Origin of the sequence: Marinibactrum halimedae, from assembly GCF_021234875.1 — a bacterium.
GTDB classification, from domain to species: Bacteria; Pseudomonadota; Gammaproteobacteria; order Pseudomonadales; family Cellvibrionaceae; genus Marinibactrum; species Marinibactrum halimedae.
Window position 1 is genome coordinate 76,466 of the sequence record NZ_JAJQVM010000020.1, and the last position, 24,234, is coordinate 100,699.

The 24,234-nt window shown below is 45.2% G+C and carries 21 protein-coding genes and 2 tRNA genes; 12 read left to right on the plus strand and 11 right to left on the minus strand.

The genetic code is table 11. The features are described from left to right. Positions 1-4 precede the first annotated feature (4 nt). From LU351_RS12600 to LU351_RS12630, 7 genes are all read right to left on the minus strand, one after another. Positions 5-1,234: a hypothetical protein gene (locus LU351_RS12600; protein ID WP_232594435.1), complete on the minus strand. Its 1,230-nt coding sequence runs from the start codon at positions 1,232-1,234 to the stop codon at positions 5-7. Positions 1,235-1,337: 103 nt separating this feature from the next. Next, positions 1,338-2,312: a GDP-L-fucose synthase gene (gene fcl, locus LU351_RS12605; protein WP_232594436.1), complete on the minus strand. Its 975-nt coding sequence runs from the start codon at positions 2,310-2,312 to the stop codon at positions 1,338-1,340. A gap of 3 nt (positions 2,313-2,315) precedes the next feature. Then, entirely contained in the window at positions 2,316-3,440 is a 1,125-nt protein-coding gene (gene gmd / locus LU351_RS12610) for a GDP-mannose 4,6-dehydratase (protein WP_232594437.1), read from the minus strand. 147 nt (positions 3,441-3,587) lie between these two features. Next, complete coding sequence (locus LU351_RS12615; protein ID WP_232594438.1) at positions 3,588-3,902, minus strand: phosphomannose isomerase type II C-terminal cupin domain; 315 nt, start codon at positions 3,900-3,902, stop codon at positions 3,588-3,590. Between the two features lie 97 nt (positions 3,903-3,999). Next, on the minus strand, positions 4,000-4,302 hold the full coding sequence (locus tag LU351_RS12620; RefSeq protein WP_232594439.1) for a hypothetical protein: 303 nt from the start codon (positions 4,300-4,302) through the stop codon (positions 4,000-4,002). Between the two features lie 724 nt (positions 4,303-5,026). After that, on the minus strand, positions 5,027-6,049 hold the full coding sequence (locus tag LU351_RS12625; protein WP_232594440.1) for an MraY family glycosyltransferase: 1,023 nt from the start codon (positions 6,047-6,049) through the stop codon (positions 5,027-5,029). A 4-nt stretch (positions 6,050-6,053) separates the two neighbouring features. Next, positions 6,054-6,956 carry an NAD-dependent epimerase/dehydratase family protein gene (locus LU351_RS12630; protein WP_232594441.1) on the minus strand — a complete coding sequence of 301 codons (903 nt, stop codon included), beginning with the start codon at positions 6,954-6,956 and terminating at the stop codon, positions 6,054-6,056. 200 nt (positions 6,957-7,156) lie between these two features. On the opposite strand from LU351_RS12630, the gene LU351_RS12635 reads away from it, so the two are divergent. The 3 genes from LU351_RS12635 to LU351_RS12645 all read left to right on the plus strand — a co-directional run bounded on the left by LU351_RS12635 (position 7,157) and on the right by LU351_RS12645 (position 10,193). After that, positions 7,157-7,233: transfer RNA gene (locus LU351_RS12635), tRNA-Val, on the plus strand. 309 nt (positions 7,234-7,542) lie between these two features. Beyond that, on the plus strand, positions 7,543-9,474 hold the full coding sequence (locus LU351_RS12640) for a beta-ketoacyl synthase (protein ID WP_232594442.1): 1,932 nt from the start codon (positions 7,543-7,545) through the stop codon (positions 9,472-9,474). A gap of 164 nt (positions 9,475-9,638) precedes the next feature. Beyond that, the gene (locus tag LU351_RS12645) at positions 9,639-10,193 is read left to right on the plus strand and encodes a glutathione peroxidase (protein ID WP_232594443.1); all 555 of its coding nucleotides are present in this window, start codon (positions 9,639-9,641) and stop codon (positions 10,191-10,193) included. 110 nt (positions 10,194-10,303) lie between these two features. Here the strand turns inward: LU351_RS12645 and LU351_RS12650 are convergent, their stop codons facing one another. From LU351_RS12650 to LU351_RS12660, 3 genes are all read right to left on the minus strand, one after another. Further along, a complete protein-coding gene (locus LU351_RS12650) occupies positions 10,304-10,702 on the minus strand; it encodes a sirohydrochlorin chelatase (protein WP_232594444.1) in 399 nt (132 codons plus the stop codon). After that, entirely contained in the window at positions 10,702-11,793 is a 1,092-nt protein-coding gene (gene hemH, locus LU351_RS12655) for a ferrochelatase (protein WP_232594459.1), read from the minus strand. Before hemH ends, LU351_RS12650 begins: the two co-directional genes overlap by 1 nt. A gap of 124 nt (positions 11,794-11,917) precedes the next feature. After that, positions 11,918-12,928 (minus strand): tetratricopeptide repeat protein, encoded by a 1,011-nt coding sequence (locus LU351_RS12660; protein ID WP_232594445.1) that lies wholly within the window; start codon positions 12,926-12,928, stop codon positions 11,918-11,920. 318 nt (positions 12,929-13,246) lie between these two features. Here LU351_RS12660 and LU351_RS12665 point away from each other — a divergent pair, with 318 nt between their 5' ends. Both LU351_RS12665 and LU351_RS12670 read left to right on the plus strand, forming a co-directional pair. Beyond that, positions 13,247-13,861, plus strand: coding sequence for a hypothetical protein (locus LU351_RS12665; protein WP_232594446.1), 615 nt, complete (start codon positions 13,247-13,249; stop codon positions 13,859-13,861). A gap of 325 nt (positions 13,862-14,186) precedes the next feature. Next, positions 14,187-14,669, plus strand: a complete 483-nt coding sequence (locus LU351_RS12670; protein WP_232594447.1) for an Hsp20 family protein — start codon at positions 14,187-14,189, stop codon at positions 14,667-14,669. Positions 14,670-14,793: 124 nt separating this feature from the next. Here LU351_RS12670 and LU351_RS12675 read toward each other — a convergent pair whose 3' ends face one another. Beyond that, the gene (locus LU351_RS12675) at positions 14,794-15,786 is read right to left on the minus strand and encodes a GlxA family transcriptional regulator (protein WP_232594448.1); all 993 of its coding nucleotides are present in this window, start codon (positions 15,784-15,786) and stop codon (positions 14,794-14,796) included. 171 nt (positions 15,787-15,957) lie between these two features. Here LU351_RS12675 and LU351_RS12680 point away from each other — a divergent pair, with 171 nt between their 5' ends. From LU351_RS12680 to clpX, 7 genes are all read left to right on the plus strand, one after another. Further along, on the plus strand, positions 15,958-16,533 hold the full coding sequence (locus tag LU351_RS12680) for a helix-turn-helix domain-containing protein (protein ID WP_232594449.1): 576 nt from the start codon (positions 15,958-15,960) through the stop codon (positions 16,531-16,533). Positions 16,534-16,719: 186 nt separating this feature from the next. After that, on the plus strand, positions 16,720-18,864 hold the full coding sequence (gene fadB / locus LU351_RS12685) for a fatty acid oxidation complex subunit alpha FadB (protein WP_232594460.1): 2,145 nt from the start codon (positions 16,720-16,722) through the stop codon (positions 18,862-18,864). A 35-nt stretch (positions 18,865-18,899) separates the two neighbouring features. After that, a complete protein-coding gene (fadA, locus tag LU351_RS12690) occupies positions 18,900-20,075 on the plus strand; it encodes an acetyl-CoA C-acyltransferase FadA (protein ID WP_232594450.1) in 1,176 nt (391 codons plus the stop codon). 283 nt (positions 20,076-20,358) lie between these two features. Further along, positions 20,359-20,443 (plus strand) — tRNA-Leu (locus LU351_RS12695). Between the two features lie 163 nt (positions 20,444-20,606). Further along, the gene (tig, locus tag LU351_RS12700; RefSeq protein ID WP_232594451.1) at positions 20,607-21,920 is read left to right on the plus strand and encodes a trigger factor; all 1,314 of its coding nucleotides are present in this window, start codon (positions 20,607-20,609) and stop codon (positions 21,918-21,920) included. A gap of 152 nt (positions 21,921-22,072) precedes the next feature. Then, positions 22,073-22,711: an ATP-dependent Clp endopeptidase proteolytic subunit ClpP gene (gene clpP / locus LU351_RS12705; RefSeq protein WP_269783447.1), complete on the plus strand. Its 639-nt coding sequence runs from the start codon at positions 22,073-22,075 to the stop codon at positions 22,709-22,711. A gap of 199 nt (positions 22,712-22,910) precedes the next feature. After that, positions 22,911-24,203, plus strand: coding sequence for an ATP-dependent Clp protease ATP-binding subunit ClpX (clpX, locus tag LU351_RS12710; RefSeq protein WP_232594452.1), 1,293 nt, complete (start codon positions 22,911-22,913; stop codon positions 24,201-24,203). The last annotated feature ends 31 nt before the right edge of the window (positions 24,204-24,234 follow it).

Sequence of the window (24,234 nt, forward strand, 5' to 3'; positions counted from 1 at the left end):
ATACTCAAGCAGTCACTTGTGCCACTTTTCGTAAAACGAGAGTATTCCCTGTTCTAGCCTCTAACTCAAACCCATTATCTAACATATACGGAACAGCAGTTTTGCCCTTGCCTAACCATTCATTGTTTTCATAAAAAACATCATCGAACACAACAACGCCCTCATTAGGGCACTTTTCTACAAACTGCACTGCGCAGTCATAATGCATTTTCCAACAGGCTTCATCGGAAATTTTACCGCCCTGTAATACTTCATAACGCTCTTGGCGTTCCTTGGAATGCTTTCCGTGATCGTAATCATAAGCGTCAATATATATGTATGGCGGAAGAGACCCTTTGTATTCTTCTAAAAAACTTTCACCTGCCATCGTTTCAGCTTCAAGTGAATTCCCGTAAAACTTCTTTATATCAATAACATTCTCTGTATTTTTAGGGTCAATATCCACACTCTTGAAAGTCATGCCAAATGCACGACATACTGCTGATATTCTCCCTGAAGATCCTTGGGTCCAAAATTTTTCTCTCGTGGAACCTATCTCTATTACATGAAAACCATTACCTTTCTCTCTTTTAACTCCTTTTAATATGTCACACAGCAAGACAAGAATAAGTGCTGAATGACCATGAAGTGTTCTATTGAGCATTTGAAAGCCTTGATTTAAATCATATTTAGCCGCCGTTGTTATTGCCAGCATCATTGAAAGTTGCTCAACATCTGCCACTCTACCGACAGCCAATTCACACTCAAACTCTTTACTTTTTTCATTCAAACATTTCCTTATGGACTCAATTTCACATTCAAACTCTTTACTATTTTCATCTGAAATTTTTCTTATGGACTCAATCTCACATTCAAGCTCTTTACTCTTTTCATCTGAAATTTTTCTTATGGACTCAATTTCACATTCAAACTCTTTACTCGTTTCATCTGAATTTTTTCTTATGGACTCAATCTCACATTCAAACTCTTTACCTTTTTCATTCAAAATCTCTCTTAAAGCCTCAACCTCACACTCAAACTCTTTACTTTTTTCATCTGAAATTTTCCTTATAACCCCAATCTCACATTCAAACTCTTTACTTTTTTTATTCGAAACTTCTCCTGTGGACTCAATCTCACGCTGCAATTGTTGTATGCTATTATTCAGCTGAGCCTTTAATGACCATATAAAATAAAAACTCCCAGCAAAACCCAACAAAAGAAAGTACATGATGAAATCATCTAATATATTCAATTTAAAAAACCTATTTTATAAATTCATTTATTGTTCTTACAATGGTACGACATTAGTGACTGACACCACAGCAATTTACCGACAAAGGCTTTAAAACACTGAATCATAAACGCAACCCTTCAACACTTTGGTTGTTCAAAAACCATTGATAGGTGTCTTCCAGCCCCCCCTCAAGACTAATACTTGCTTGCCAGCCAAGGCTTTTCAGGCGCGAGACATCCATGAGCTTTCGAGGAGTACCATCTGGCCTAGTGGTATCAAATACCAGCTCGCCTTCAAAACCCACTACTTTTTTCATGGTTTCGGCCAGTTCTCGTATGGTGCAATCCACGCCAGTGCCAACATTAATATGACTTAACATGGGCTCAGTATTAGCCTGATAACTTTCGTCATCCAACTCCATGACATGAATGGATGCAGCTGCCATATCATCCACATGCAGGAATTCACGCATGGGTTTACCGCTGCCCCACACTACCACTTCACTATCACCAGCTAATTTAGCTTCGTGGAAGCGGCGCATCATAGCGGGGATGACATGTGAATTTTCCGGGTGGAAGTTATCGTTGGGGCCATACAGGTTTGTGGGCATCACACTGCGGTAATTGGTGCCATATTGACGGTTATAGGATTCGCAAAGCTTTATGCCGGCGATCTTGGCAATAGCATAGGGTTCGTTTGTAGGCTCCAGTACACCGGTAAGCAGGGCTGCTTCGATCATGGGCTGATCAGCCAGTTTGGGATAGATGCAGGAGCTGCCCAAGAACAAAAGGTTTTTTACACCTGATGTATAAGCTTCGTGTATCACGTTGCTCTCCATCATCAGGTTCTGGTAGATAAACTCTGCGGGGTAACTGTTGTTGGCATGGATACCTCCGACTTTTGCTGCTGCAAGGACGACATAGTCTACCGATTCGGCAGAAAAAAAGGCCCTGACATCGGCCTGTCTGCATAGGTCCAGCTCATCATGACTGCGGGTAATGATCTTGTGATAACCATCTGTCTGCAGTTTTCTGACGATAGCGGAGCCGACCATACCTCTATGGCCGGCCACATAGATATTTGCTGTTTTATCCATCGATTAATTCTCTACTGCCACAGCAACGTCATGGCCATGGGCTTTTAACAGGGCTAGGGCTTTGGCTGACTGAAGATCACTTTTGACCATTTCAGCACACATTTCTTCAACGGTAATCTCAGGCTCCCAACCCAACTTTTGCTTGGCTTTGGATGGGTCTCCCAGAAGGGTCTCTACTTCAGCAGGGCGGAAGTAACGTGGATCGACCTTCGCAATTACATCTCCAACTTTTACGGCTAGCACATTATCACCGTTGATCGCTTTAATGGTGGCAATTTCATTGACACCCTCTCCGGAAAACTCCAGCTCAATACCCAGTTCAGCGGCAGACAGGCGTACAAATTCACGCACCGATATTTGCTTGCCGGTAGCAATCACAAAATCTTCAGGCTGCTCTTGCTGGAGCATCATCCATTGCATGCGCACATAGTCTTTGGCGTGGCCCCAGTCACGCAGTGCGTCCATATTACCGAGGTACAGGCAGTTTTCTAAGCCTTGGCTGATATTGGCCAGGGCACGGGTGATTTTGCGGGTTACAAAGGTTTCACCACGACGAGGAGACTCATGATTAAATAAAATGCCATTACAGGCATAAATGCCGTAGGCCTCTCGGTAGTTAACCGTGATCCAGTAGGCATACATTTTCGCTACGGCATATGGCGAACGAGGATAGAAAGGGGTAGATTCTTTTTGCGGAACTTCTTGCACCAAACCGTATAGCTCTGAAGTAGAAGCCTGATAGAAGCGGGTTTTCTTCTCTAAACCCAGAAAGCGGATGGCCTCGAGGAGGCGGAGTGCGCCAATAGCATCCACATCAGCAGTGTATTCGGGTGACTCGAATGAAACTGCTACATGGGATTGTGCCCCCAGATTATAGACTTCGTCTGGCTGAATCTCTTGCAGCAGGCGAGTCAGGTTTGAGGTGTCGGTCAGGTCACCGTAGTGAAGGAAAAACTTGGGGTTTTCTTCATGCTGATCTTGGTAGATGTGATCAATACGGTCGGTGTTAAATGACGATGCTCTCCGTTTAATACCGTGGACTTCATACCCCTTTCCCAACAAAAACTCGGCCAGATAGGATCCATCTTGACCTGTAATACCCGTAATTAAGGCAACCTTGTTTTCCACTTAATTCTCCTAACATATCTGAATAGCCCAACACTCTCAATAACCCAGAACAACCCACAAGGAGGAAAAGTGAGGGGCATGCGTATAAATTAATTCAAAACAAACAACAGTTGGCATTTTAATCTTAATCAACAGCCATGGAGCCACTTAGCCTGAACATTTAACCCTCTCATAGATGTCTTCAAAGCGAATAATGTCGCCCTCAACAAGGTAACAGTCCGTTTGTACTTCAATAATCACAAGAGTTTCAGTGCCAACATTTTCTAAACGGTGTCTGTGTTCGGCCGGAATAAAGGTGGATTCGTTGGTATTCAGAACGAGGACTTGTTCATCATTGACCACCTTGGCGGTACCACTAACCATCACCCAATTTTCGCTATTGCGGAGATGCATCTGCAAACTCAAACTGGCGCCCGGCTTCACTTCGATGCGTTTAGTCTTGAAACCAAGGCCTTCTTCCAAAATGGTGTTAAGTACCTCAATGATGATGAACCGTGTTATGTAGCTTGTGAGCCTTATGTCCTTGGACCTTGAGACAAGAAACGATCTATTTCACACTCTAAGTTCGCTGCTTATCAGCAACCAATAGCGCATAGGAAGTATCGACTATTTCGAGGCTATCGACACCGACAACACCCACCAGCCGATTTTCGCTATTGATGGTGCAGTTATGACCATCAATCATCATTACTGTGTCACCCTGAATACGATTATTGCAACTGTCAGACTCTTTCAAGTGACCCAGCGCCTGCCAGCAGTCGATATCAAAAGCCAGCGCAGTAGCATTGCGAGTCTTTTCCATCGCGGCGTAATCGATGGAGTTATCGGGAACAGATTCGAAGCTCTCTATGCTGAGTTCCAATAAAAATTACCGGAAGTAATCTACTTTCTAGCTTTGTCTAGAGAAGGTTCTTCGACAAGACGAATGCATTGGATTCTACATGGCCGTAACCGGTTTTCGGCGCAGCAGGCTGAATACTAAAGGGACCCCAACTTGATGGCCATAATCGTTAACTCGAACCGCCACAGAGAATAGTGGGACTAAGACCATTTCAATCACTCTATGTTTTTCTAACTTATCTTCCATAACAGCTTTCTACAACGAAAACAAACAACATCAAACCAGTCAGACCTTAGAGTCAATCTCGGTAGACAGGCAGACATTAACATCAATGTAGAAATACAAAATACGGGCCTAAACGAGAGCGGCGTAATATATTACTTTCTAGCTGCCAAGACAAGGTAAGAAAAAGCAGCCTTAAATGGCAGGGCTCCCTAGCAATTGAATCGCCCTGGGTTTGTCGGAGGCAAACTACTTGAAACCCCAAATATATCTTTTTGAACTTAAAATTAAGTCAAAAAGCACTCATATGAGTTAAGGTTTGATTGCTTTGGGTGTCTATTGTCAGAGAGCTCTGACTGTAACGTCTTTAAGCAACAGTATTTGGGGGATGGTATTTATCTCATTCTTTTCCCCTTTGGCTTTATTTATACAATTTGCTTAATTCGAAGGGCTAAAAGTGTGCAATCGTCTTGGCCTTGTAACGTGCCAACAGAAAAAATGGGTAACTTCCGTAATACAGGCTTTACTGCGCGTTTTGCCCCGCTCTTAATTTATAGGCCACTATTGTCAATGGAATAAATGTAAGTAAGTAAAAGAAAGGAGTTGATTCTGTCATTTCGACATAAAACCCAATAGGTAGAAGCCAAAGTGTAGTGGTTGAAGCGTATAGAATTGAAGTTTTTTTATGCTGTGCTTTACTGGGCGATAATTTCTGATAAACATGACTACGATGCGGTGCGCGCCAATCTTGCCCGGTCACAATTCGAGTCACTAATGTCCAAGTAGCATCCACAATAAAGGCTCCAAGAAGAATTACCCAAGTCCAAATACTCATCTTGCCTTGAGTGGCCGTAATTAAGGCCAGAATACCGAACGTTAACCCTAAAAATGTACTGCAACTATCCCCCATAAACAGCTTCGCTGGGGGCCAATTCCAGTATAAGAAGCCTGCAACAGGAAAGATGGCAAGCCAGGTAAGTAATGCTGTATTGGTCTCGCCTTTTAAAAAGAGAATTAACCCTGCACCAAGCAACACGCTGATGGCTTCTCCTGCTGCAATTCCGTCGATTCCATCCATAAAGTTGTAGAGGTTGGTGAGCCAGATTAGCCCTAATACAACCAATATTGATCCAACCCCTGTGAGTGGGATAGCCCATTCGCCCCAAAGTGGTAGTGGTGGAAGTGGGGCGAGTAAGTAGACTGGGATAATGGCTGCAATAATTTGTACAAGAAGTCGCCACCGCCTTGGGAGATTGAATTTGTCGTCCAGTAGTCCTGTGATGGTGAGTAAGAGTCCTGGCAGTACGAGAGCGATGGTTTCGTATGATGTCAGTATCTTCAATTCCCAGCCTAATATCCATATCGTGATAATGAAAAAAGCCGCAATAATGCCTCCGCCCGTTGGGGTGGGAACGGTGTGTGAGCTTCGGTGATCGGGATTATCGATTAACCCTGTTTGAATCGCTTTTTGGCGATACCACCCGGTTAAAAGGAGAGTCGAGCAGAAAAGGGCAATGGAAATGCAGATAAACAGAGAAAAAGTCATGAACTTAGGTTGGTTGGTGATCGATGGGTGATGAGGTTTGGATCAACGTTTGTGTTCGAGTGTTGTCAATCTCTAGGTTTCCGAAAAGTTTCCTAAACATGCCATTGAGCTTTTTACTATTACCTAGCCACAGTTGGAGGTATTGGGGCAGGTTAAACAGCCGGTCATGGGTATTTAAGTGTGTGGATAGTGATTGAATTAACTCTGTGGTGGAGGTGGTGGGTTGATCCGTTGGTAGTAAGACTTGTTGTGCTGCACAAGGAGATTTGGCAGCCCATCCCAGTAACTGGATTAATGCTTTGATTGATACCATGGAGCGGCGATTTCGAATATTGCCCAGCGGGAGTGGAACGCCCATTTGAATCAATTTCTCTAAGCTTTTTAAGTTTCCCGAAGGTTTGTCACCCAGCACCAGTGGTGGTCGAACAATAACCCATTCAATTAATTTTCCCGTTTGTTGTATCAGCCGCTCTGCCGCCAGTTTGGTTTTTCCGTAATCATCTTCTGGGTGACATGGGCTGGTTTCAGTGAAAGGCTGGTTTTTTCTGGTTTGCTCGCCCATGGCTTTAATGCTGCTGATGTAAACGATTCGTTTTACGTTGGCCTTTAAACAGGCGGTGATCAATCTCTGGGTGAGTGTGACATTGCCATGGTAATAATCCGCGCCGCTTGCATTGGGGTTATGTGCCACTCCTGCGAGATGAATGACGGTGTCAGTGGTTGTAAGATACTCGAAAAGTTGGGGGCTTGTGTAGTCTACCTTTATTAATCCAGGCGCATCATGACGACTTAGCCGCAATACTTCGTCCCCTTGCTCATAAAGGTAATCGCAAAGCTCGTTGCCGATAAAGCCAGTCGCTCCGGTAACGGCGAATCGTTTAGGCTGCGGAAGGTTGATGGGAGTCAATGTTGATTATTCCAGTGAGGGGTATCGATTCTTAATGCCTAGTTAAAACGATAAAAGATCATTGCGCAGCGACTACTTCGCTTGTTGCCCTTATTTTGCCACTTAAACGATTCATTTTGAACGAGTTTTAGTGCTTGATATGGTTCGGTGAACTTGTTAAAGTTCGCGCCCGTTGCACAGATGCAACCACTTCTTTTTGTACGACCGTAGCTCAGTTGGTTAGAGCACCACCTTGACATGGTGGGGGTCGGTGGTTCGAGTCCACTCGGTCGTACCAATTCTATATTTTCAACCTTTAGCTCTCTTAATTTCCGAGCACCTTGCTTCTCTTTTCGCTATTTTGAATGTTGATCATTCTACCTTTGGTCTTTTCTTGTACCCGCTTATCAAGCGCCATTTTAATTCGTCAGTCTGATTTTTGTTTTCTGATGCGCCATACTTTTTTATTTGTCGGCCCTTTGTTGCCAACTTGGCTAATGAGGCACTATTTTTGTCTGTAATAGCGATTTAGCACAGTTTGGCTCGGGCCTACACTGACCGCTTAGTCTATGGTCAGCGATGCAATAGCGTTACAGAGGTATTTGATATGTCTTCCCAAACTGGCACTCCATTGCCTCTTATTGTGGGTTTTGGTGGGTACAATGCGGCAGGCCGCAGTTCATTTCATCATGCTTATCGAAGAATGATTCTTGAGAGCTTGTCGTCAATAGAGTATGACACCGAGATCGCCAATTTGGCCGTAATGATGTCGTTGGCTTCTGTGCAGGATGACGGCAATTACCTGTGTGCAAACGGCGGATCAGTTTCTCGTTCAGAGTTATCTAAATTGTTTGGCGCGAGAGTACAACAAGGTACTTTGGTGCGTCGAATTGGTGAGCGAGATTTCTTTGATCCAGCTCGTGTGTTGTCAGCACACCATGCTCGTTTGTCTGGCTCAGCCGGTGAGTCTCTCTCCTTTACGTTGCGAAAGCGCCAGCTCCCGAATCCAGTGCCGGAAGATTGGCATTTGTCTTCAGTAGACGGTGATGATAAGAAAGTGTTGGTGAGTACTCAATCACTGGATCGAGTGTTATTAGAAACGCATCGAGATCTTCCCGTGAAGGCAGCAGGGCAGTTGCCAGAAGGGTTCGATCCATCTGCTCATTATCCCTCTCGTTTTCATCCTCGGGGGCTTCAACTTGCTGTATTGGGGGCATCGGATGCGATTCGTTCTATGGGAATAAGTTGGGAAAAAGTGCTTTCTTCGGTATCACCCGACTCAATCGCCATGTATGCCAGCTCGGTGATGAGCCAGCTGGATGATCTTGGGTTGGGTGGCATGTTGAAGTCTCGGTTGCAAGGCGGGCGGGTGAGTACGAAGCAGTTGGCTTTGGGTTTGAATACCATGCCTGCGGACTTTGTGAATGCTTACGTACTGGGTAACGTTGGTATGACAAGCAGTGTGGCCGGAGCGTGTGCTAGCTTCCTCTACAATTTGCGAGTGGGTATTGACGATATACGCAGTGGTCGTCGAAGAGTGGTAGTGGTGGGGAACAGCGAAGCTCCCATCACCAGCGAAATCATTGATGGTTACTCTACCATGGGAGCACTGGGAACCGATGAGGCGCTGTGCAAGCTTGATGGAGTCAGCGAGCCGGATTATCGCCGAGCCAGCCGCCCTTTTAGCGGTAATTGTGGTTTTACCATTGCAGAGTCGTCACAGTACATCGTGTTAATGGACGACGCATTGGCGATGGAGTTAGGAGCCCAAATCTATGGGGCCGCGACCGATGTTTTTGTGAATGCCGATGGGTTTAAAAAATCGATTTCTGCTCCTGGTGCGGGGAATTTTCTGACCTTTGCCAAAGCGGTGGCGTCTGCCCGAAATATTTTGGGTGAGGATATTGTTCGACACCGAAGCTTTGTACAGGCTCATGGGTCCAGTACACCTCTGAATCGTGTGTCTGAGTCGGAAATTTTTGACCGTGTTGCGGGAGCCTTTGGTATCGAAAATTGGCCTGTGGCCGCTGTGAAGTCCTATTTAGGGCATTCATTGGGCCCCGCTAGCGGTGATCAACTTTCTACCAGCTTGGGGGTTTTTGAGCATGGTATTGTGCCGGGCATTAAGACGATTGATCATATTGCTGAAGATGTTCATCAACAGCATCTTCATTTTCCATTGCAAGATTTGGATTGTCGTGAACAGGGTTTGGATGTTGCCTTTTTGAACAGTAAAGGATTTGGGGGTAATAATGCAACGGGGGTTGTGCTATCCCCTCGTATTACAGAAAGTATGCTTGAACAGCGTTATGGTAAGGCGCAGTTTATGTCGTATCAGTCACGTCGTGAGCAGTATCAATTGCAGGCACAAGATTATGATGTAAAAGCCAGCCGGGGTGATTTGAATGTGATTTATCGATTTGGTGAAAATATGGTCGATGAGTCTCAGATTGAGATCAGCCCTGAAAAAATAAAAGTGCCGGGATTTGAGCACGCGATTGATCTTGAGGTGGATAATCCATACTCCGATATGCGTTAGTTTTTGACTATTTGCTCTTGGTTGAATATTCACCTTTGAATGAATATTCATGTTTGAATACATAGCGAGTGTAAAGAAAACTCGTTGCCTCTGTTTTGCGTAAAGGCTTCGATTATTTCGAGTTCTAACAATACGCATGAATAAAAACGGTTTTGGGGATCAATATGCAACGTAAATACTCTTTAGGTGTCTGTTTTTCTGGCTTGGTCTTGGGTTTGGCGTGTTTTACAGGTCAGGCTCAGGCCGCATGTCCATCTTATCTGGATCACGACTTTAAAACGCTTCGTTCAAGCAAAACGCTAAATCCTTGCGAAGCTTTTCCTGGTAAGGCGTTATTGGTGGTGAATACCGCCAGCCATTGTGGTTTTACTCCGCAATTTAAGGGTTTGGAGGCGTTGTATCAGCAGTACAAAGAGAAAGGGTTGGTGGTTCTTGGGTTTCCCAGTGATGATTTTTTTCAAGAAGATGAAGACTCCGAGAAAACGGCGGAGATTTGCTATGTCAATTATGGTGTAACCTTTCCTATGATGGCAGAAAGCCATGTTCGTGGTAATAAAGCGAACCCACTTTTCCAAGCCATGTCTGACAAAGTTGGTTCACCAAAATGGAATTTCTTCAAGTATGTGTTGGATCGTGAGGGTAACGTTGTAAAGCGCTTTTCCAGCAAAACATCCCCCGATGATGAATCTCTAAAAGAGGCCATTGAGGCGGTACTTTAACTGCTCTGATGCATACCTTTCATTTAGAGTCTGTTTATTTGGTGTCTGTCGTGTTTTGATTTCTATCGTGTCGAATTACCAAAAGCTCAAGTCGGAAGTGTAAATTGATACTAACGTCGGCTTGAGTTTTGGATATGCTGGCTGATCAATGTTGGCAATTCGTCGTTGGAGCCAAAATAGGGCAATAGCTGTATGGTTAATCCATCGCAAGCTTTAACGGCTTTTTCGATTTGATTGGGAATGTCTCTGCTTACGTGCCTCCCTTGGTTAAAAAAGACTGGGTACAAGTCGATGGACCGAAAGCCTTTTTCATAGAGCTTTGCGCTTTCATCCACAAGTAAAGGGGCGGAAAGCTCTAGGAAGATGCCTCCAATATAGTCATATCCGGGTGTCACGATTTTCACTTTTTCTACTGTAGCTAGAAATTCATTGTTAGCCACCTCTGCTCGACTGCCGTGGGCCATCAACAGTAGTGCCTTGGGTGCGTTGTTCTCGTTATCGCGGATCATTATTGTGCGGCTCCCATTGCCTTGGCCCGTTGTTGAGTCAGCTGTTGTGCGTTTTCCGTTGCGGTAGTTTTCGTATTCCAGCCGGATAAATTACGTTCGATAAGCTGGCTCAGTGCATGAATATGGCCCACTTCTGCATTGAGTGCCGTTATGTATTCGTAGCGCTTACCCCCTGCTTCCATGAAGTATTCTCGGTTTTCTTCGCCAATTTCTTCGATGGTTTCTAGGCAGTCGGCTGAAAAGCCAGGGCAAAACACTTGTACGCTGTGAACCCCTGCGCTTGGAAAAGACTTTAAGGTTTCATCGGTATAGGGTTTGAGCCATTCCTCACGCCCGAATCGAGACTGAAAGGTTGTCATGTACTCGTCTTCGTCTAGGTTGAGTTGCTCAGCGATGAGGCGACTGGTTTTATAACATTCACAGTGGTATGGGTCGCCATTAGTGAGGTAGCGTTTAGGAATGCCGTGGTAAGAAAACAATAGCTTGTTGGCTTTTCCGTGGTCTTCCCAGTGCGCTTTGATTTTCTCGGCGCAAGCGTCGATGTAGGCGGCATCGTCATGATAATGGGTTACAAAGCGTAGCTCGGGTATCCAGCGTCGTTGGGTGAAATCTGATGCAATGGCATCAAAGGTGCTTGCAGAGGTGGCGCCGCAATATTGGGGGTAGAGCGGTAATACTAGCAAACGCTGAACGCCTTCGGCTGCCATTTCATCGAGTGTATTCGTAATGCTCGGATTGCCGTATCGCATGGCGTATTTGACGATCACATTGTGGCCGAGTTCCTTTAGATGATCGCTGAGTGCTTGAGCCTGATGCTGTGTATGAATCATGAGTGGTGAACCCTCATCTGTCCAAACAGTCTGATACGCTTTGGCAGAACGGGCGGGGCGAATATTGAGAATGACGAGATTTAACACCATCCACCAAATGAGTCTTGGTACTTCAACAACGCGAGGGTCTGCAAGAAACTCTTTTAGGTAGCGTCTTAATGCAGGTTTTGTTGCTTCATCCGGTGTACCAAGATTGGTAATGAGGACTCCCACTTTGGCTTGGGAAGAGTGGTCATAATGAGGGGTATTGATGTATTTCATCCAAGATCTAGGGCCGTATTTTAAGGGATTTTTTAGGATAAGATGGTGATTGTTGCGATCATTACGCAGTAATCCACCACGAAGATTACTTTTAGGTGGATCGTCGCACTGAATTTGGTATGGATCAACCGGACTTTTGAAGTAAGCGGATAAGTGCGGAGATTGCTTTGGCCAGTTCACTGGCAGCTGACTCATTATCCAATATGTACAGCCAGTGCTCTCCAGTTGCAGGATTGCTGATGTCGCAACTGGCTCGAGGTGTGCTGCATTGATAGGTCAGATAAGGGTTGATGCCATAAACGGAGAATCGATCGCTGGTGGTCTCTTGCTGAGCTCCTGCTCCTACACTCAGGTGCTTGGTGGTTGTGACTAAGGTTGCTGGCGGTTTCACCGAAATGTTGTGTCTCACAGCCCCTTCAATTCGAGTGGCGGCTTTGATGTCTGGGTCTCCGTATCCGTAAAACTTAAGCAGATTGTTGATGTGTTGTAACAGGGCGGAGGTTTCTGATTCGGTTTGATAGAGAGACTGTAGATAATGATTGTAATCTTGAACGGCGGGTTTCTCTTCTGACCAGTTTAGATTGGCGATGTTTTGTCCTTGGCGTTGTTTTTTTCTGGCACTGCTATCGTTTTTACGCTGCAACTGAGTAATTTGTCGTAATGTTTTTTCATAGTTTTTAGCGCTTCTTCCTGCTCGGTTGATATAGCTTTCCAGTGCGGAGATGGCTTTTGTCGACTGGCCATTATGAAGATAAATCTGGCCCTGTAAGTAGTAGTAGAGCGGCGGTAGTGGCTCGCCTATCCCGAGTGCTTGCGACAAGTATCGGGAAGCATCACCAAAGCTGCCATCTTGAATTGAGTCTTCCGCTGAAAAAATCAGGCGATCTATCTCGTATTGTGCCTTCAGGCTTTGGCCTAGGGTGCCGAGACTGAAGGAAAGTAAACAGGCAAAAAGCACTATGGGTAGAGCGTTTTTTCCAGGGCGTTTCTTCAGTGGACTAGGGCGTTTCTTCAGTGGAGAGAAACGTGGCTTTTTAATCGCCGCTGGAAGAGTGGGTTTGTGAAAGGAAAGTGGAAAGCGGTTGAGCATAATGGGGTCATACTCCATGCAAGTCATTGACAGAAATATACGCAATTTGCCCGCCAAATTCATGCAATGAACTTAAATTCTTTGGTGAAGTTAACAGTCGATACTGTCGCAAATCGCACAATATTGGCCGTCCCGAATGGTTATTGCTTTCTAAGCCATCAATAGGGTGATTGCTGCATGGTTTTTGTGTGATTTAGTTCAATTTAAGGTTAATTTTTCATCGCTTATTGACACTGCGGCATGTCACTCTAGCGCCTAGCTGGTTGGCTTGACTAATCTTTATCCTATCTGGTTGTCCTCGTCATTACCATTGAATCAATTTGTCATTGCAGTATGGGTTTTGCCCAATTTAGGAGACATAAAATGGCATTCACACGGTACTTTGCACGCTTTCGTTTTGGGACATTAATACGAAACCCCCTTTTTTGTGTTTTTTTATGTACTTTGAGCACATCAACATTGCAGGCTGATCCGAGCAAAAAGCCTATTGATGCGCGGCAGGAGTTGGAAGCGATATTGACGGCAAGGGAAGCCTCTTTGCCCGACATGAAAGCTCGCGTTGAGCGTTTGGCGGCGGAGCTTGAACAGAAGCAATTGGAAAGTGCAGGCCTTCAAACAGAGTTATTGAAGGCAAAAGACGCTTATCGTCAGGCGAAAGTAAAAGTGAGGCGAGAACCCACGGAAGCCAATACGAAAGCCCTACCCCCCTTGCAACAACGTGTGACTGAGTTAGAGCAGCATTATGGCGAAGTAACGGCTGCAGCGTCTGTGCTCTCCCAGCAACACTTGCGTGCAAAAGCGGTGGTGGCTGATGCATTAAGTACTTTGGATATGGTAAGGGAGCGCATTTCAGCCCAGAGACAAGCGCTTGATTCATCCTCCGAAAGTACGGTGTCTGCTAACCCATCGCAACTCAGCTTTGCTGGCAAGCCCTCTGCTCAAAATGAACAGCCTCAGGAGGAAGAGAGTAAGCAGTAATGAAGACAAACAATAATAGACAAACAATGATGGAGCAAAGTAATGGCTTAAAGAGCACTCAAAATGTCAGTGAATGCGACCCCCAAAAAAGTAGACCAAAAAATATTAGAAACAAGTGTTGAATTTGTAAGATTGACCCATACCTTTATGAGTGTGGAGAGAAAATGAAGTTAGGGGTTATCGAACACTAACAGCGGTTTTTCTCTCATTGCATGATGAAGTTTGTTGGGCTTTGTAAAAGGCAGCAGACGGATATCAGAATCATCGGAAATGGTTCCAAATAGAACATTTCTAAATACTATATTGCTCAAAAGAGGATATGATTATGCGCAATTTTGATTTTAGTCCATTGTACCGCACTTCCATTGGCTTTGACCGTATGGCGTCTTTACTTGATAGCTTAGCGGCAACTGAGAAAAGCCAACCAAGTTACCCTCCTTATAATATTGAATTACTGGGTGAAGACCAGTATCGAATCACGATGGCGGTTGCCGGGTTTGCTGAAGGCGACCTGCAAATAGAAGCCGCTCAAAATACATTGACTGTCACTGGAAAGCGTGAACAGAGCGAAGGCAAGCAATTTTTACATCAAGGTATTGCCGCGCGAAATTTCGAGCGCCGCTTTCAGCTTGCAGATCATGTCCGCGTCGTGGGAGCATCTTTGGAAAACGGCCTTCTAAACGTTGATTTGGTCCGTGAAATTCCAGAGGCGATGAAACCACGCAGTATTGCGATTAACACTGGTGATCGAAAAGCACATTTAGAACAGGTTTCTGTCGGAGAAGAGTCGTCAGAAAGTGCTGCTTAATACGTAGTTCGCTGAATGAATGTATGACTAATTCAGTTTGAATTTATCGTTTCACTGTCTAGAAAAGCCACCCATTTGAGGTGGCTTTTTCGTGCTTTAAGCGAAACGTTTTAGAATAAATATTTTAGAAAGGCTCGGCGCTGAATAATTTGGCACGAACGGTTGTGCGGTATTCGCTTGGCGTTGTTGCCATGAGCTTTTTAAATAATCCCGTAAAGTGGCCCATGTCGGAATAGCCTACTTTATAGGCAATTTCACTGATGGATAAATTGCTGGTTTTCAACAAATCTCGTGCGGTTTCCATCCTCACTTCTTGTAAATATTGGAGGGGGGATTTACCAGTGGCGTTTTTAAACCGTCGATTAAAGGTTCGTACACTCATTTCAAATCGTTCGGCCACATCGCTGAGTCGAATCTCCTTGCCGTAATTATCTTGCATCCAGATTTGTGCTTGTACGATGTCTTCATCTGGGTGAGAGTTAGTTTTTCCTTCGAAATAGCCGGTACTTTCATAGGATTGACGAATTTCGTGGGAGAAATGGCGTTCCACATGGTTGGCAACCGTTCGGTTATAGATTCTCTGAATGAAATGAACGGTTAAGTCCGCAAGGGCATTGACGCTGGCCGAACAGTACAAATTACCGGCTTGCGTTATAAAATATTGACGCTTTAATTGTATATTTGGGTAGCTTGTTTGAAATTGGTCAAAATAATGCCAGTGTGTAGTGGCGGGTTTATCATGTAACAATCCCGCTTCGGCTAAAAAACAAACCCCTGTTCCAACACTGCTAATCGTACATCCATCTTCGTAGGCACGCTTGAGCCAGTTGCATAGAGTGTGGCTGCGTTTGATGATGGGCCTGGGGTTGCGCCAAAGGGCCGGTAAGAAAATTAAGTCGGTTTCAATGACTTCATCTAAGGTCTTGTCAGGGTAGAGTTTGATGCCCGCACGGGTCGTGACTGGCTCTAGGGAGACTGCGGCCGTTTGAATATGCAAAGACTCTCTTTGGGGGGAGTTCACCCGAGCAAACGTCTCTGCGGCTCTTAGCATCTCTATGGGTAATGTTGTACTGGTTGCGAGCATGTTGTCGCATAGAACAAAAGTTATCCTTTGCATCCGGCAAATCCTTACATCTGGTAATTAGGGCATTTTAGCCATGTTGTGAACATGCGGTCACCTCTTTTTGTGGCGCCAGTGCGCGAGTTGTCAAAGGGTTCACGCTTTTGAGTGTGCGTGAGTGGTTCGTTTTATGGTTTGAGTCGCTGGGAAAATCGACAAGAGGAAAGTATGTCTAAAGATATTGGTGAGCGCCTGCGCTTTATCCGTGATGTGAGGGGTTGGTCGCAACGTCAATTGGCGCGTCGTGCAGGTGTCACAAATAGTGCAATTTCTCAAATGGAGCAAGGTCGCATAAGCCCCTCTGTGGCGTCTTTGAAAAAGGTGCTCGATGGCATTCCTATTTCATTGGCTGATTTCTTCAGTCTCGACCTTAAAGCTCAGGCTCGGTGTTTTTACCCTCACAATTCCATGCCAAATTCTGGTGTTCAAGGGGTTATTTCAAAGCTTGTGGGGTTTGATAAGCCTAATAGAGGTTTATCGATGGAGTGGCAATCATTGCCACCTGGGTCAGATACGGGAAGTAGCTTGATTACTGCGGATGAAGATCGCGCTGGCGTTGTTTTTTCTGGGGCGATCGAATTAACGGTGGGGGTCGACTCTTCGTTAATGGGCCCCGGCGATGGGTTTTATTTGTGTGCGCTAAGACCGTATCGCATACGTAATCTGAGTGAAGAGCCATGCATTATTGCATTGAGCTATTATCTTCAAAGTCGAGCAGTGGATACCTCTGTAACAGGCGAATGATTTCCCGCTTTGGTTTTTTAGTGGGATGTGTTTGCCCGGTGTTCAGTTGTTGCAGCCAGTGTTGCAGCCAGGGGCAATGACTGTTTAAATTCAAACGATTGTTTTAAATTTGTTTTAGAATAATGGTGATGCATGCTTAGGCCTACCTCTATGAGAAAAAATGACAATTACAAAAGTGAGGGCTTTATGATTTTTGAGGGTAAAGCGTTACAAGTTCAAGAAATCGAGTCAGGTGTTGTAGAACTGCTTTTTAATGCCGAGGGATCGGTCAATAAATTTGATGATACAACGGTATCTGAGCTGGGCTCAGCACTGTCTAAGATAGAGGCTCACCCTGGTTTGAAAGGTGTGCTTGTTACCAGTGGCAAGTCGGCCTTTATCGTCGGTGCTGACATTACCGAATTCACATCCGTATTCAAGGGTGGGGCTCTGGCGATCAAGGCTCACCTTAAGAAAAACCTCGATAATTTTAACCGCTTGGAAGATTTACCCGTGCCTACGGTGGTTGCTATCTCTGGGTTTGCGCTCGGTGGTGGGTTGGAGTTTGCTCTCTCGTGTGATTTTCGTATTGCCGCAGAGGATGCCCGGGTTGGTTTACCTGAAACAAAGTTAGGGTTGATTCCTGGGTGGGGCGGAACATGTCGCTTACCCCGAATTGCAGGTGTTCCGACGGCAGTGGAGTGGATTTGCTCGGGCAGTGATAACAGGGCGAATGATGCGTTGACGGCCGGTGTTGTGGATGGCGTGGTCGCGGTTGAATCATTAAGAGAGTCGGCATTAATCACGTTGCGTCGTTGTATGTCCGGTGAGTTGGACTACAAAACTCGTCGGGAGAGAAAGCTTCAGCCTCTGTCTTTCAATGATATTGAATCCATGATGGCGTTTGAAACCTCGAAGGGTTTTGTTGGGGCGCAAGCGGGGAAGCATTATCCCGCCCCCATGGAGGCAATTAAGGTTATTGAGCGCTCGGCAAAATTAGGTCGTGATGAGGCGTTGCCTTTGGAAACCGATGGTTTCACCAAAATGGCCTTAACAAGTGCCGCGCAAGCGCTGGTGGGCGTTTTTCTGAGTGACCAATACATCGTTAAGAAAGCAAAAGACATGGCGAAGCAGTCTGATCAGTCAGTTTCCGACACGCTGGTCTTGGGTGCTGGGATTATGGGAGGGGGTATTGCCTACCAGGCGGCGCTGAAGGGGCTGAATGTGTCAATGAAAGACATTGCTCAGTCTGGACTGGATTTGGGCATGAGTGAAGCGGCCAAGCTGCTGACTAAGAGAGTTAATCGTGGAAAGATGAAAGCAGACGGTATGGCGGGTGTGCTCAATCGTATTACACCCACTTTGACTTTGGATGCTGAGATAGGTTCTGACATCGTGATTGAAGCCGTTGTTGAAAATCCCAAGGTGAAGCATGCCGTTCTGGCGGATGTAGAAAGTCGGGTCAGTGATGGCTGTGTGGTGGCTTCTAATACCTCTACCATTTCAATTGATTATCTTGCCGAGTCATTGAATCGCCCGGAAAACTTCTGTGGTATGCATTTCTTCAACCCGGTACATGCGATGCCGTTGGTTGAGGTGATACGTGGTGCAAAAACCTCAGAGTCCACAGTAGCTCGCACCGTTGCTTGTGCACAGGCCATGGGTAAAAAGGCGATTGTGGTGAATGATTGCCCTGGTTTTTTGATTAATCGTGTTTTGTTTCCCTACTTTGCTGGTTTTTCAATGTTGGTTCGAGACGGGGTGTCTTATCAGGCCATTGATAAAGCCATGGAGAATTGGGGGTGGCCTATGGGGCCAGCCTATTTGCTGGACGTGATTGGAATGGATACCGCTGTACATTGTGAAACTGTCTTATCGGAAGGTTTCCCAGATCGTATGGGAAAAACCTTTAAAGCTGCTATGGATGTTATGTACGAAAACGAACGCTTAGGGCAGAAAAATGGAAAAGGGTTTTACGATTATCAAAAAGATAAGCGTGGAAAACCAAAGAAAGTAGTGAGTGAGGAAGCTTTATCACTGCTAGCGCCTCATGTTTCTTCTGCCACAGAACTTGGCCCAGACGATATTGTTGCGCGCATGATGCTACCGATGGCAACGGAAATTGCGCGTTGTTTAGAGGAGGGTATTGTCGCCAGCCCGGCTGAGGCGGATATGGCCCTTCTGTATGGGTTAGGGTTCCCTCCATTTCGCGGAGGTGTGTTCCGCTGGATGGATGACTTGGGTGTCGACAAAATTTGCGAGATGGCGTCGTCTTTCGAAAACTTGAGCCCTCTTTATCAGTCGACGGCGGGAATGTTGGATAAGGCCGAGAAGAACGAGTCTTACTATTAGAGCCTTAGTGTGGCGAGTAACTGGAGAAGATAAAAATGAGTGTATCACCAAGAGATGCTGTGATAATTGACTACGGGCGAACGCCGATGGGTCGCTCTAAAAATGGTTGTTTTCGTCATCAGCGAGCGGACGATCTAAGTGCTCACATCATCAATGCTTTGTTGGGAAGAAATGAGGTGGTGAGCCCTGAATCGATTGATGATGTCATCTGGGGTTGTGTAATGCAGCGCGAAGAGCAAGGTTTTAACATAGCTCGAAATATTATTTTACGTGCTCAATTACCACATACGATACCCGGTCAAACTGTGAACCGACTTTGTGGTTCTTCTATGTCCGCCTTGCATATGGCAACGGCGAATATTCGTGCTGGTATTGGTGATGTGTATGTCGTTGGTGGTGTAGAACATATGGGTCATGTGGATATGAATGAAAGTTTAAATCCTAACCCATTGATGGGCTTGTCAGTGGCTAAAGCGGCGGGTTCAATGGGATTGACGGCCGAGTATTTATCCACTTTGCATGGCATCACTCGAGAGCAAATGGATGAATTCGCATGTCGCTCCCACCAATTGGCGGCTAATGCAACTGAGTCGGGTTTGTTTCGCCAAGAGATTATTCCAACGCCAGGGCATGATGAGCATGGTGCGCCTATGATGATTGATAAAGATCAAACTATCCGGCCAGAGACGACCGTCGAGGGGTTATCGGGCTTGCGTCCGGTCTTCAATCCAAAGGGTGGGAAAATTACGGCTGGTACTTCGTCTCAGGTGAGTGATGGGGCGTCTGTCATGCTGGTGATGTCAGCAGAGCAGGCTGATAAGCTGGGGTTGAAGCCCGTAGCGGTCATTCGTGATCTGACTTTGGCAGGTGTAGACCCTTCCATTATGGGGTATGGTCCTGTGCCCGCTGTGAAGAAACTTCTTGCTCAGCAAGATATGTCTATCTCCGATATTGATTTTGTTGAGCTGAATGAAGCGTTTGCAGGTCAAGCATTGCCCGTACTTAAAGATCTAGATTTACTCGATGTCATGGAAGATAAAGTTAACTTATATGGCGGTGCCATTGCATTGGGGCACCCATTCGGTTGTTCTGGGGTGAGAATTACGGGCACTTTGTTATCGGTGATGTCTGAAAGGGGCGGCAAATTTGGTATTTCCACCATGTGTATTGGGCTGGGGCAGGGTATTGCGACGCTAGTAGAGCGACTTTAGCTTGCACATTGGCTTGATTACACGTCACAGGCGATATAGGTTTGGCACGGTTACATTTGAGTAATCCAAGGGCTCAAATAAAGATAAATTGGCTATTTGAAGCCCGGACATTAAGTTTTTATGGAAATCTACTTAATCTTTTGTTGAACCGTAATATCAGCTGTGGCAGAATCAGCTCCGCTTTTTCAGGGGCAGTCCTGTTGAAAATGAAAGTCGTTGTTAATCAACAGGTTAGGTGCAACCCTTGCATTTAAAAGTGCTAGGTTGTACCGTCCTAAAGTATGCGGACGTGGTGAAATTGGTATACACGCCAGGTTTAGGTTCTGGTGCCGCAAGGTGTGAGAGTTCGAGTCTCTCCGTCCGCACCATATTTCAGGAAGCTGGGCCCCTTCGGGTGTCCAGCTTTTCGTGTATTTAAGAGGCTGAAAATTAGAGTCGATTACCACTAACTCGATAGAGAATCTGTGGAATAGATTCAACAGTGAATAATATAGAGAAAGCCTCTCATCAATAGTCATTCAGAGGAATAACATGCAGGTCTCAATTGAAGCGACTTCCGGCCTTGAGCGTCGTTTAACCGTAGGTATCCCCGCTGAACAGTTCGACGGCGAGGTGGAAAAGCGCCTGAAAGAGGCCGCAAAAACCGTGCGTCTCAACGGGTTCCGAAAAGGTAAAGTGCCATTGAAAGTTGTTAAGCAACGCTTTGGTGCCAGTGTTCGTCAGGAAGTAATGGGCGAACTTATCAATCGTTCTTTTTACGATGCCGTAAAAGAAAAAGACGTTAAACCAGCTGGTCAGCCTTCTATCGAGCCTACTGAGACGGCCGAAGGCAAAGATTTTGAGTATGTAGCAACGTTCGAAGTGTATCCAGAAGTGGATGTTGCTGACATGAGTGCCTTTGAAATCACCAAATTGATCGCTGAGGTTGGTGATGAAGACGTCGAGAAAATGATCGACATTCTTCGTAAGCAGCAAGGTACTTGGGATGTTGTTGAGCGTGCTGCCAATGATGGTGACCAAGTGCTCATCGATTTCGTTGGCACCAAAGATGGCGAAGAGTTCGCTGGCGGTAAAGGTGAAGATCAGAAGTTGATATTGGGCTCTGGCCAAATGATTCCTGGCTTTGAGTCAGGCCTTGAGGGCGCCAAAGCTGGGGATAAAAAATCTCTTGATTTGACCTTCCCTGATGATTATCACGCAGAAGACCTAAAAGGCGCAGCGGTGACGTTTGAGGTAACCGTTAAAGAGGTTTCAGAGCAAACCCTCCCTGAGCTTAATGAAGAGTTGTTCAATAAGTTTGGTATTGAAACAGATGACGAAACAGTCTTTCGTACCGAAGTAAAGAGCAACATGGAGCGTGAGCTTAAGAATGCGGCAAAGAATAAGCTTAAAACTCAAGTGATGGATAAGCTAGTCGATGCTAATGAAGTGGAAATGCCAAAGGCATTAATCGATGCTGAGATCGATGGCCTTAGAGCGCAGATGGCGCAACAATTTGGTGAAAGTGCTCAAAAAATGGATTTGCGTTCCATTCTTCCAGACAGCATGTTCGAAGAGCAAGGTAAGCGTAGAGTGGCCCTTGGTTTGATTGTTGGTGAAATTGTGAAAAAACAAGACATCAAAGTTGATCAAGATCGTGTTAAGTCGATGGTGGAAGAAATTGCTTCAACTTACCAAGAGCCATCAGAAGTCATTGATTATTATTTCAGTAACCAACAATTATTGGCTAGTGTTGAGTCGGTAGTGTTGGAAGATCAGGTTGTCGACCATATATTATCAGTAGCGACCGTTAACGAAGAGCAAAGTACCTACGAGGATGTTATCAAGCCTCAACAGGAACAATAAGTATTGTTGCTTTCGTAGAAGAAAACGCCGCGTTTATCGCGGCGTTTTTGTTGGTACGATGAAACTGGAATAACTAATGTAGTCGAGTTAAGCTGACTTAACGTAGTTAATCTTGAAAGATCCACGAAACGAGTAAGGAAAGCAAAGGTCTCATGTCCGAATTTCACAACAACAATAGAGCCAGTGATATTTACGCCACTGGTTTAGTGCCGATGGTTATTGAGCAAACCGCCCGTGGTGAGCGATCTTTTGATATTTATTCCAGATTGCTAAAAGAGCGGATTATCTTCCTAGTTGGGCAAGTCGAGGATCATATGGCGAATCTTGTCGTTGCCCAACTTCTCTTTCTGGAAGCAGAAAACCCGGATAAAGATATCCATTTGTATATTAATTCACCGGGTGGTTCGGTGACGGCTGGACTCTCTATTTACGATACCATGCAGTTTATTAAGCCTGATGTCAGCACAATGTGTATTGGTCAAGCATGCAGTATGGGTGCCTTTTTACTTACCGCAGGTGCAAAGGGGAAGCGTTATTGTTTGCCTAATGCTCGTACTATGATTCATCAACCCAGTGGCGGTGCACAAGGGCAGGCGTCTGATATTCATATCCAAGCGCAAGAGATTTTGAAAATTCGCTCGAGGCTGAATGAATTAATGGCCGAACATACAGGTCAAAGTATCGAGACCATTGAAAAAGATACAGAGCGAGACAACTTTATGAGTGCTGCGGAATCGGCAGAATATGGGTTGGTTGATAAGGTTGTTGAACGTCGCTCAATGCCAGCTTAAATTGATACTATAGCGAAGGTGAATTGGTCTTAGCAAAACAGCATTATCTGATGAATCAGTGACTATTATTTTTAGCGATTATTGTTTAGTGTAAGCGCTTACTTTTGATTCTTAATGATGATTTGATTCACCTTTTACAAAGTCGTTTTAATAAGATTATATTAGAATGGCAATCTAGCTTGAGAAATGGAGTGGTTTAATGTCCGATCACGGTAACGATAAAACCGACGACAACGGAAAACTCTTGTATTGCTCTTTTTGTGGCAAGAGTCAGCATGAGGTAAGAAAGCTCATTGCGGGTCCTTCCGTGTTTATCTGTGACGAGTGTGTCGATTTGTGTAACGACATTATTCGTGAAGAAATACAAGAAAATACCACTGAAGGCAGTAGTGATCGTCTACCGACACCGGAAGAAATTGCTAAAACCCTTGATCAATATGTAATCGGTCAAAAACGTGCTAAACGAGTTTTAGCGGTAGCGGTATATAACCACTATAAGCGTTTGAGATTTGGTGAAGGCAAAAAAGATAAGAACGATATTGAGTTAAGCAAAAGTAACATATTGCTTGTGGGTCCTACGGGTAGCGGTAAGACATTACTGGCCGAGACACTAGCTCGACTATTGAATGTCCCTTTTACGATTGCTGATGCAACAACATTAACTGAAGCAGGTTATGTGGGTGAAGATGTTGAAAACATCATTCAAAAGCTTCTGCAGAAGTGTGATTATGATGTGGATCGAGCTCAACAAGGTATCGTCTATATTGATGAAATTGATAAAATTTCTCGCAAATCAGACAATCCGTCCATTACACGTGATGTATCCGGCGAAGGTGTTCAGCAGGCGCTACTTAAGTTGATAGAGGGGACTGTTGCTTCCGTTCCTCCTCAAGGGGGCCGAAAACATCCGCAGCAAGAATTCTTACAGGTAGATACCTCTAACATATTGTTCATCTGTGGTGGTGCCTTTGCAGGCCTAGACAAAGTGATTCGGGATCGTTCTGAGAAGGGCGGTATTGGCTTTGGTGCGGAAGTAAAAAGTAAAGATGATGATAAGAACTTTGGTGAGGCCCTAAAAGAGCTAGAGGCGGAAGATCTAGTGAAATATGGATTGATTCCAGAGTTTGTCGGTCGCTTACCTGTCATTGCAACATTGGAAGAGCTAAATAAGGAAGCCCTTGTACAAATCTTGACGGAACCCAAAAATGCTCTCACTAAGCAATACGGTAAGCTATTTGAGCTGGAAGGTGTAGAGATTGACTTTCGCCCAGAAGCTCTCGATGCAGTGGCAGAGCGAGCAATGGAAAGACGCACAGGTGCTCGGGGATTACGTTCTATTATGGAGAATGTCCTTTTGGATACGATGTATGAAATCCCATCGGCAGAAAATGTGTCTAAAGTGGTTGTTGATGAGAGTGTAATCAAAGGTGAATCAGACCCGCTTTTGGTTTATGAAAGTTCTGAAACCCAAAAAGCTAGTTCTGAAGACTAATTCGATTTTCGAACTAAACTGTTCAAAAGGC

What these genes read in the sequence shown, in the direction of transcription:
- fcl (WP_232594436.1), bottom strand. Translation starts at nt 2,312, where the DNA reads ATGGATAAAACAGCAAATATCTATGTGGCCGGCCATAGAGGTATGGTC.
- LU351_RS12650 (WP_232594444.1), bottom strand. Translation starts at nt 10,702, where the DNA reads ATGATCCGCGATAACGAGAACAACGCACCCAAGGCACTACTGTTGATG.
- tig (WP_232594451.1), top strand. Translation starts at nt 20,607, where the DNA reads ATGCAGGTCTCAATTGAAGCGACTTCCGGCCTTGAGCGTCGTTTAACC.
- fadA (WP_232594450.1), top strand. Translation starts at nt 18,900, where the DNA reads ATGAGTGTATCACCAAGAGATGCTGTGATAATTGACTACGGGCGAACG.
- LU351_RS12675 (WP_232594448.1), bottom strand. Translation starts at nt 15,786, where the DNA reads ATGCAAAGGATAACTTTTGTTCTATGCGACAACATGCTCGCAACCAGT.
- LU351_RS12665 (WP_232594446.1), top strand. Translation starts at nt 13,247, where the DNA reads ATGGCATTCACACGGTACTTTGCACGCTTTCGTTTTGGGACATTAATA.
- LU351_RS12680 (WP_232594449.1), top strand. Translation starts at nt 15,958, where the DNA reads ATGTCTAAAGATATTGGTGAGCGCCTGCGCTTTATCCGTGATGTGAGG.
- LU351_RS12645 (WP_232594443.1), top strand. Translation starts at nt 9,639, where the DNA reads ATGCAACGTAAATACTCTTTAGGTGTCTGTTTTTCTGGCTTGGTCTTG.
- LU351_RS12640 (WP_232594442.1), top strand. Translation starts at nt 7,543, where the DNA reads ATGTCTTCCCAAACTGGCACTCCATTGCCTCTTATTGTGGGTTTTGGT.
- LU351_RS12625 (WP_232594440.1), bottom strand. Translation starts at nt 6,049, where the DNA reads ATGACTTTTTCTCTGTTTATCTGCATTTCCATTGCCCTTTTCTGCTCG.
- clpP (WP_269783447.1), top strand. Translation starts at nt 22,073, where the DNA reads ATGTCCGAATTTCACAACAACAATAGAGCCAGTGATATTTACGCCACT.
- hemH (WP_232594459.1), bottom strand. Translation starts at nt 11,793, where the DNA reads ATGAAATACATCAATACCCCTCATTATGACCACTCTTCCCAAGCCAAA.
- LU351_RS12670 (WP_232594447.1), top strand. Translation starts at nt 14,187, where the DNA reads ATGCGCAATTTTGATTTTAGTCCATTGTACCGCACTTCCATTGGCTTT.
- clpX (WP_232594452.1), top strand. Translation starts at nt 22,911, where the DNA reads ATGTCCGATCACGGTAACGATAAAACCGACGACAACGGAAAACTCTTG.
- fadB (WP_232594460.1), top strand. Translation starts at nt 16,720, where the DNA reads ATGATTTTTGAGGGTAAAGCGTTACAAGTTCAAGAAATCGAGTCAGGT.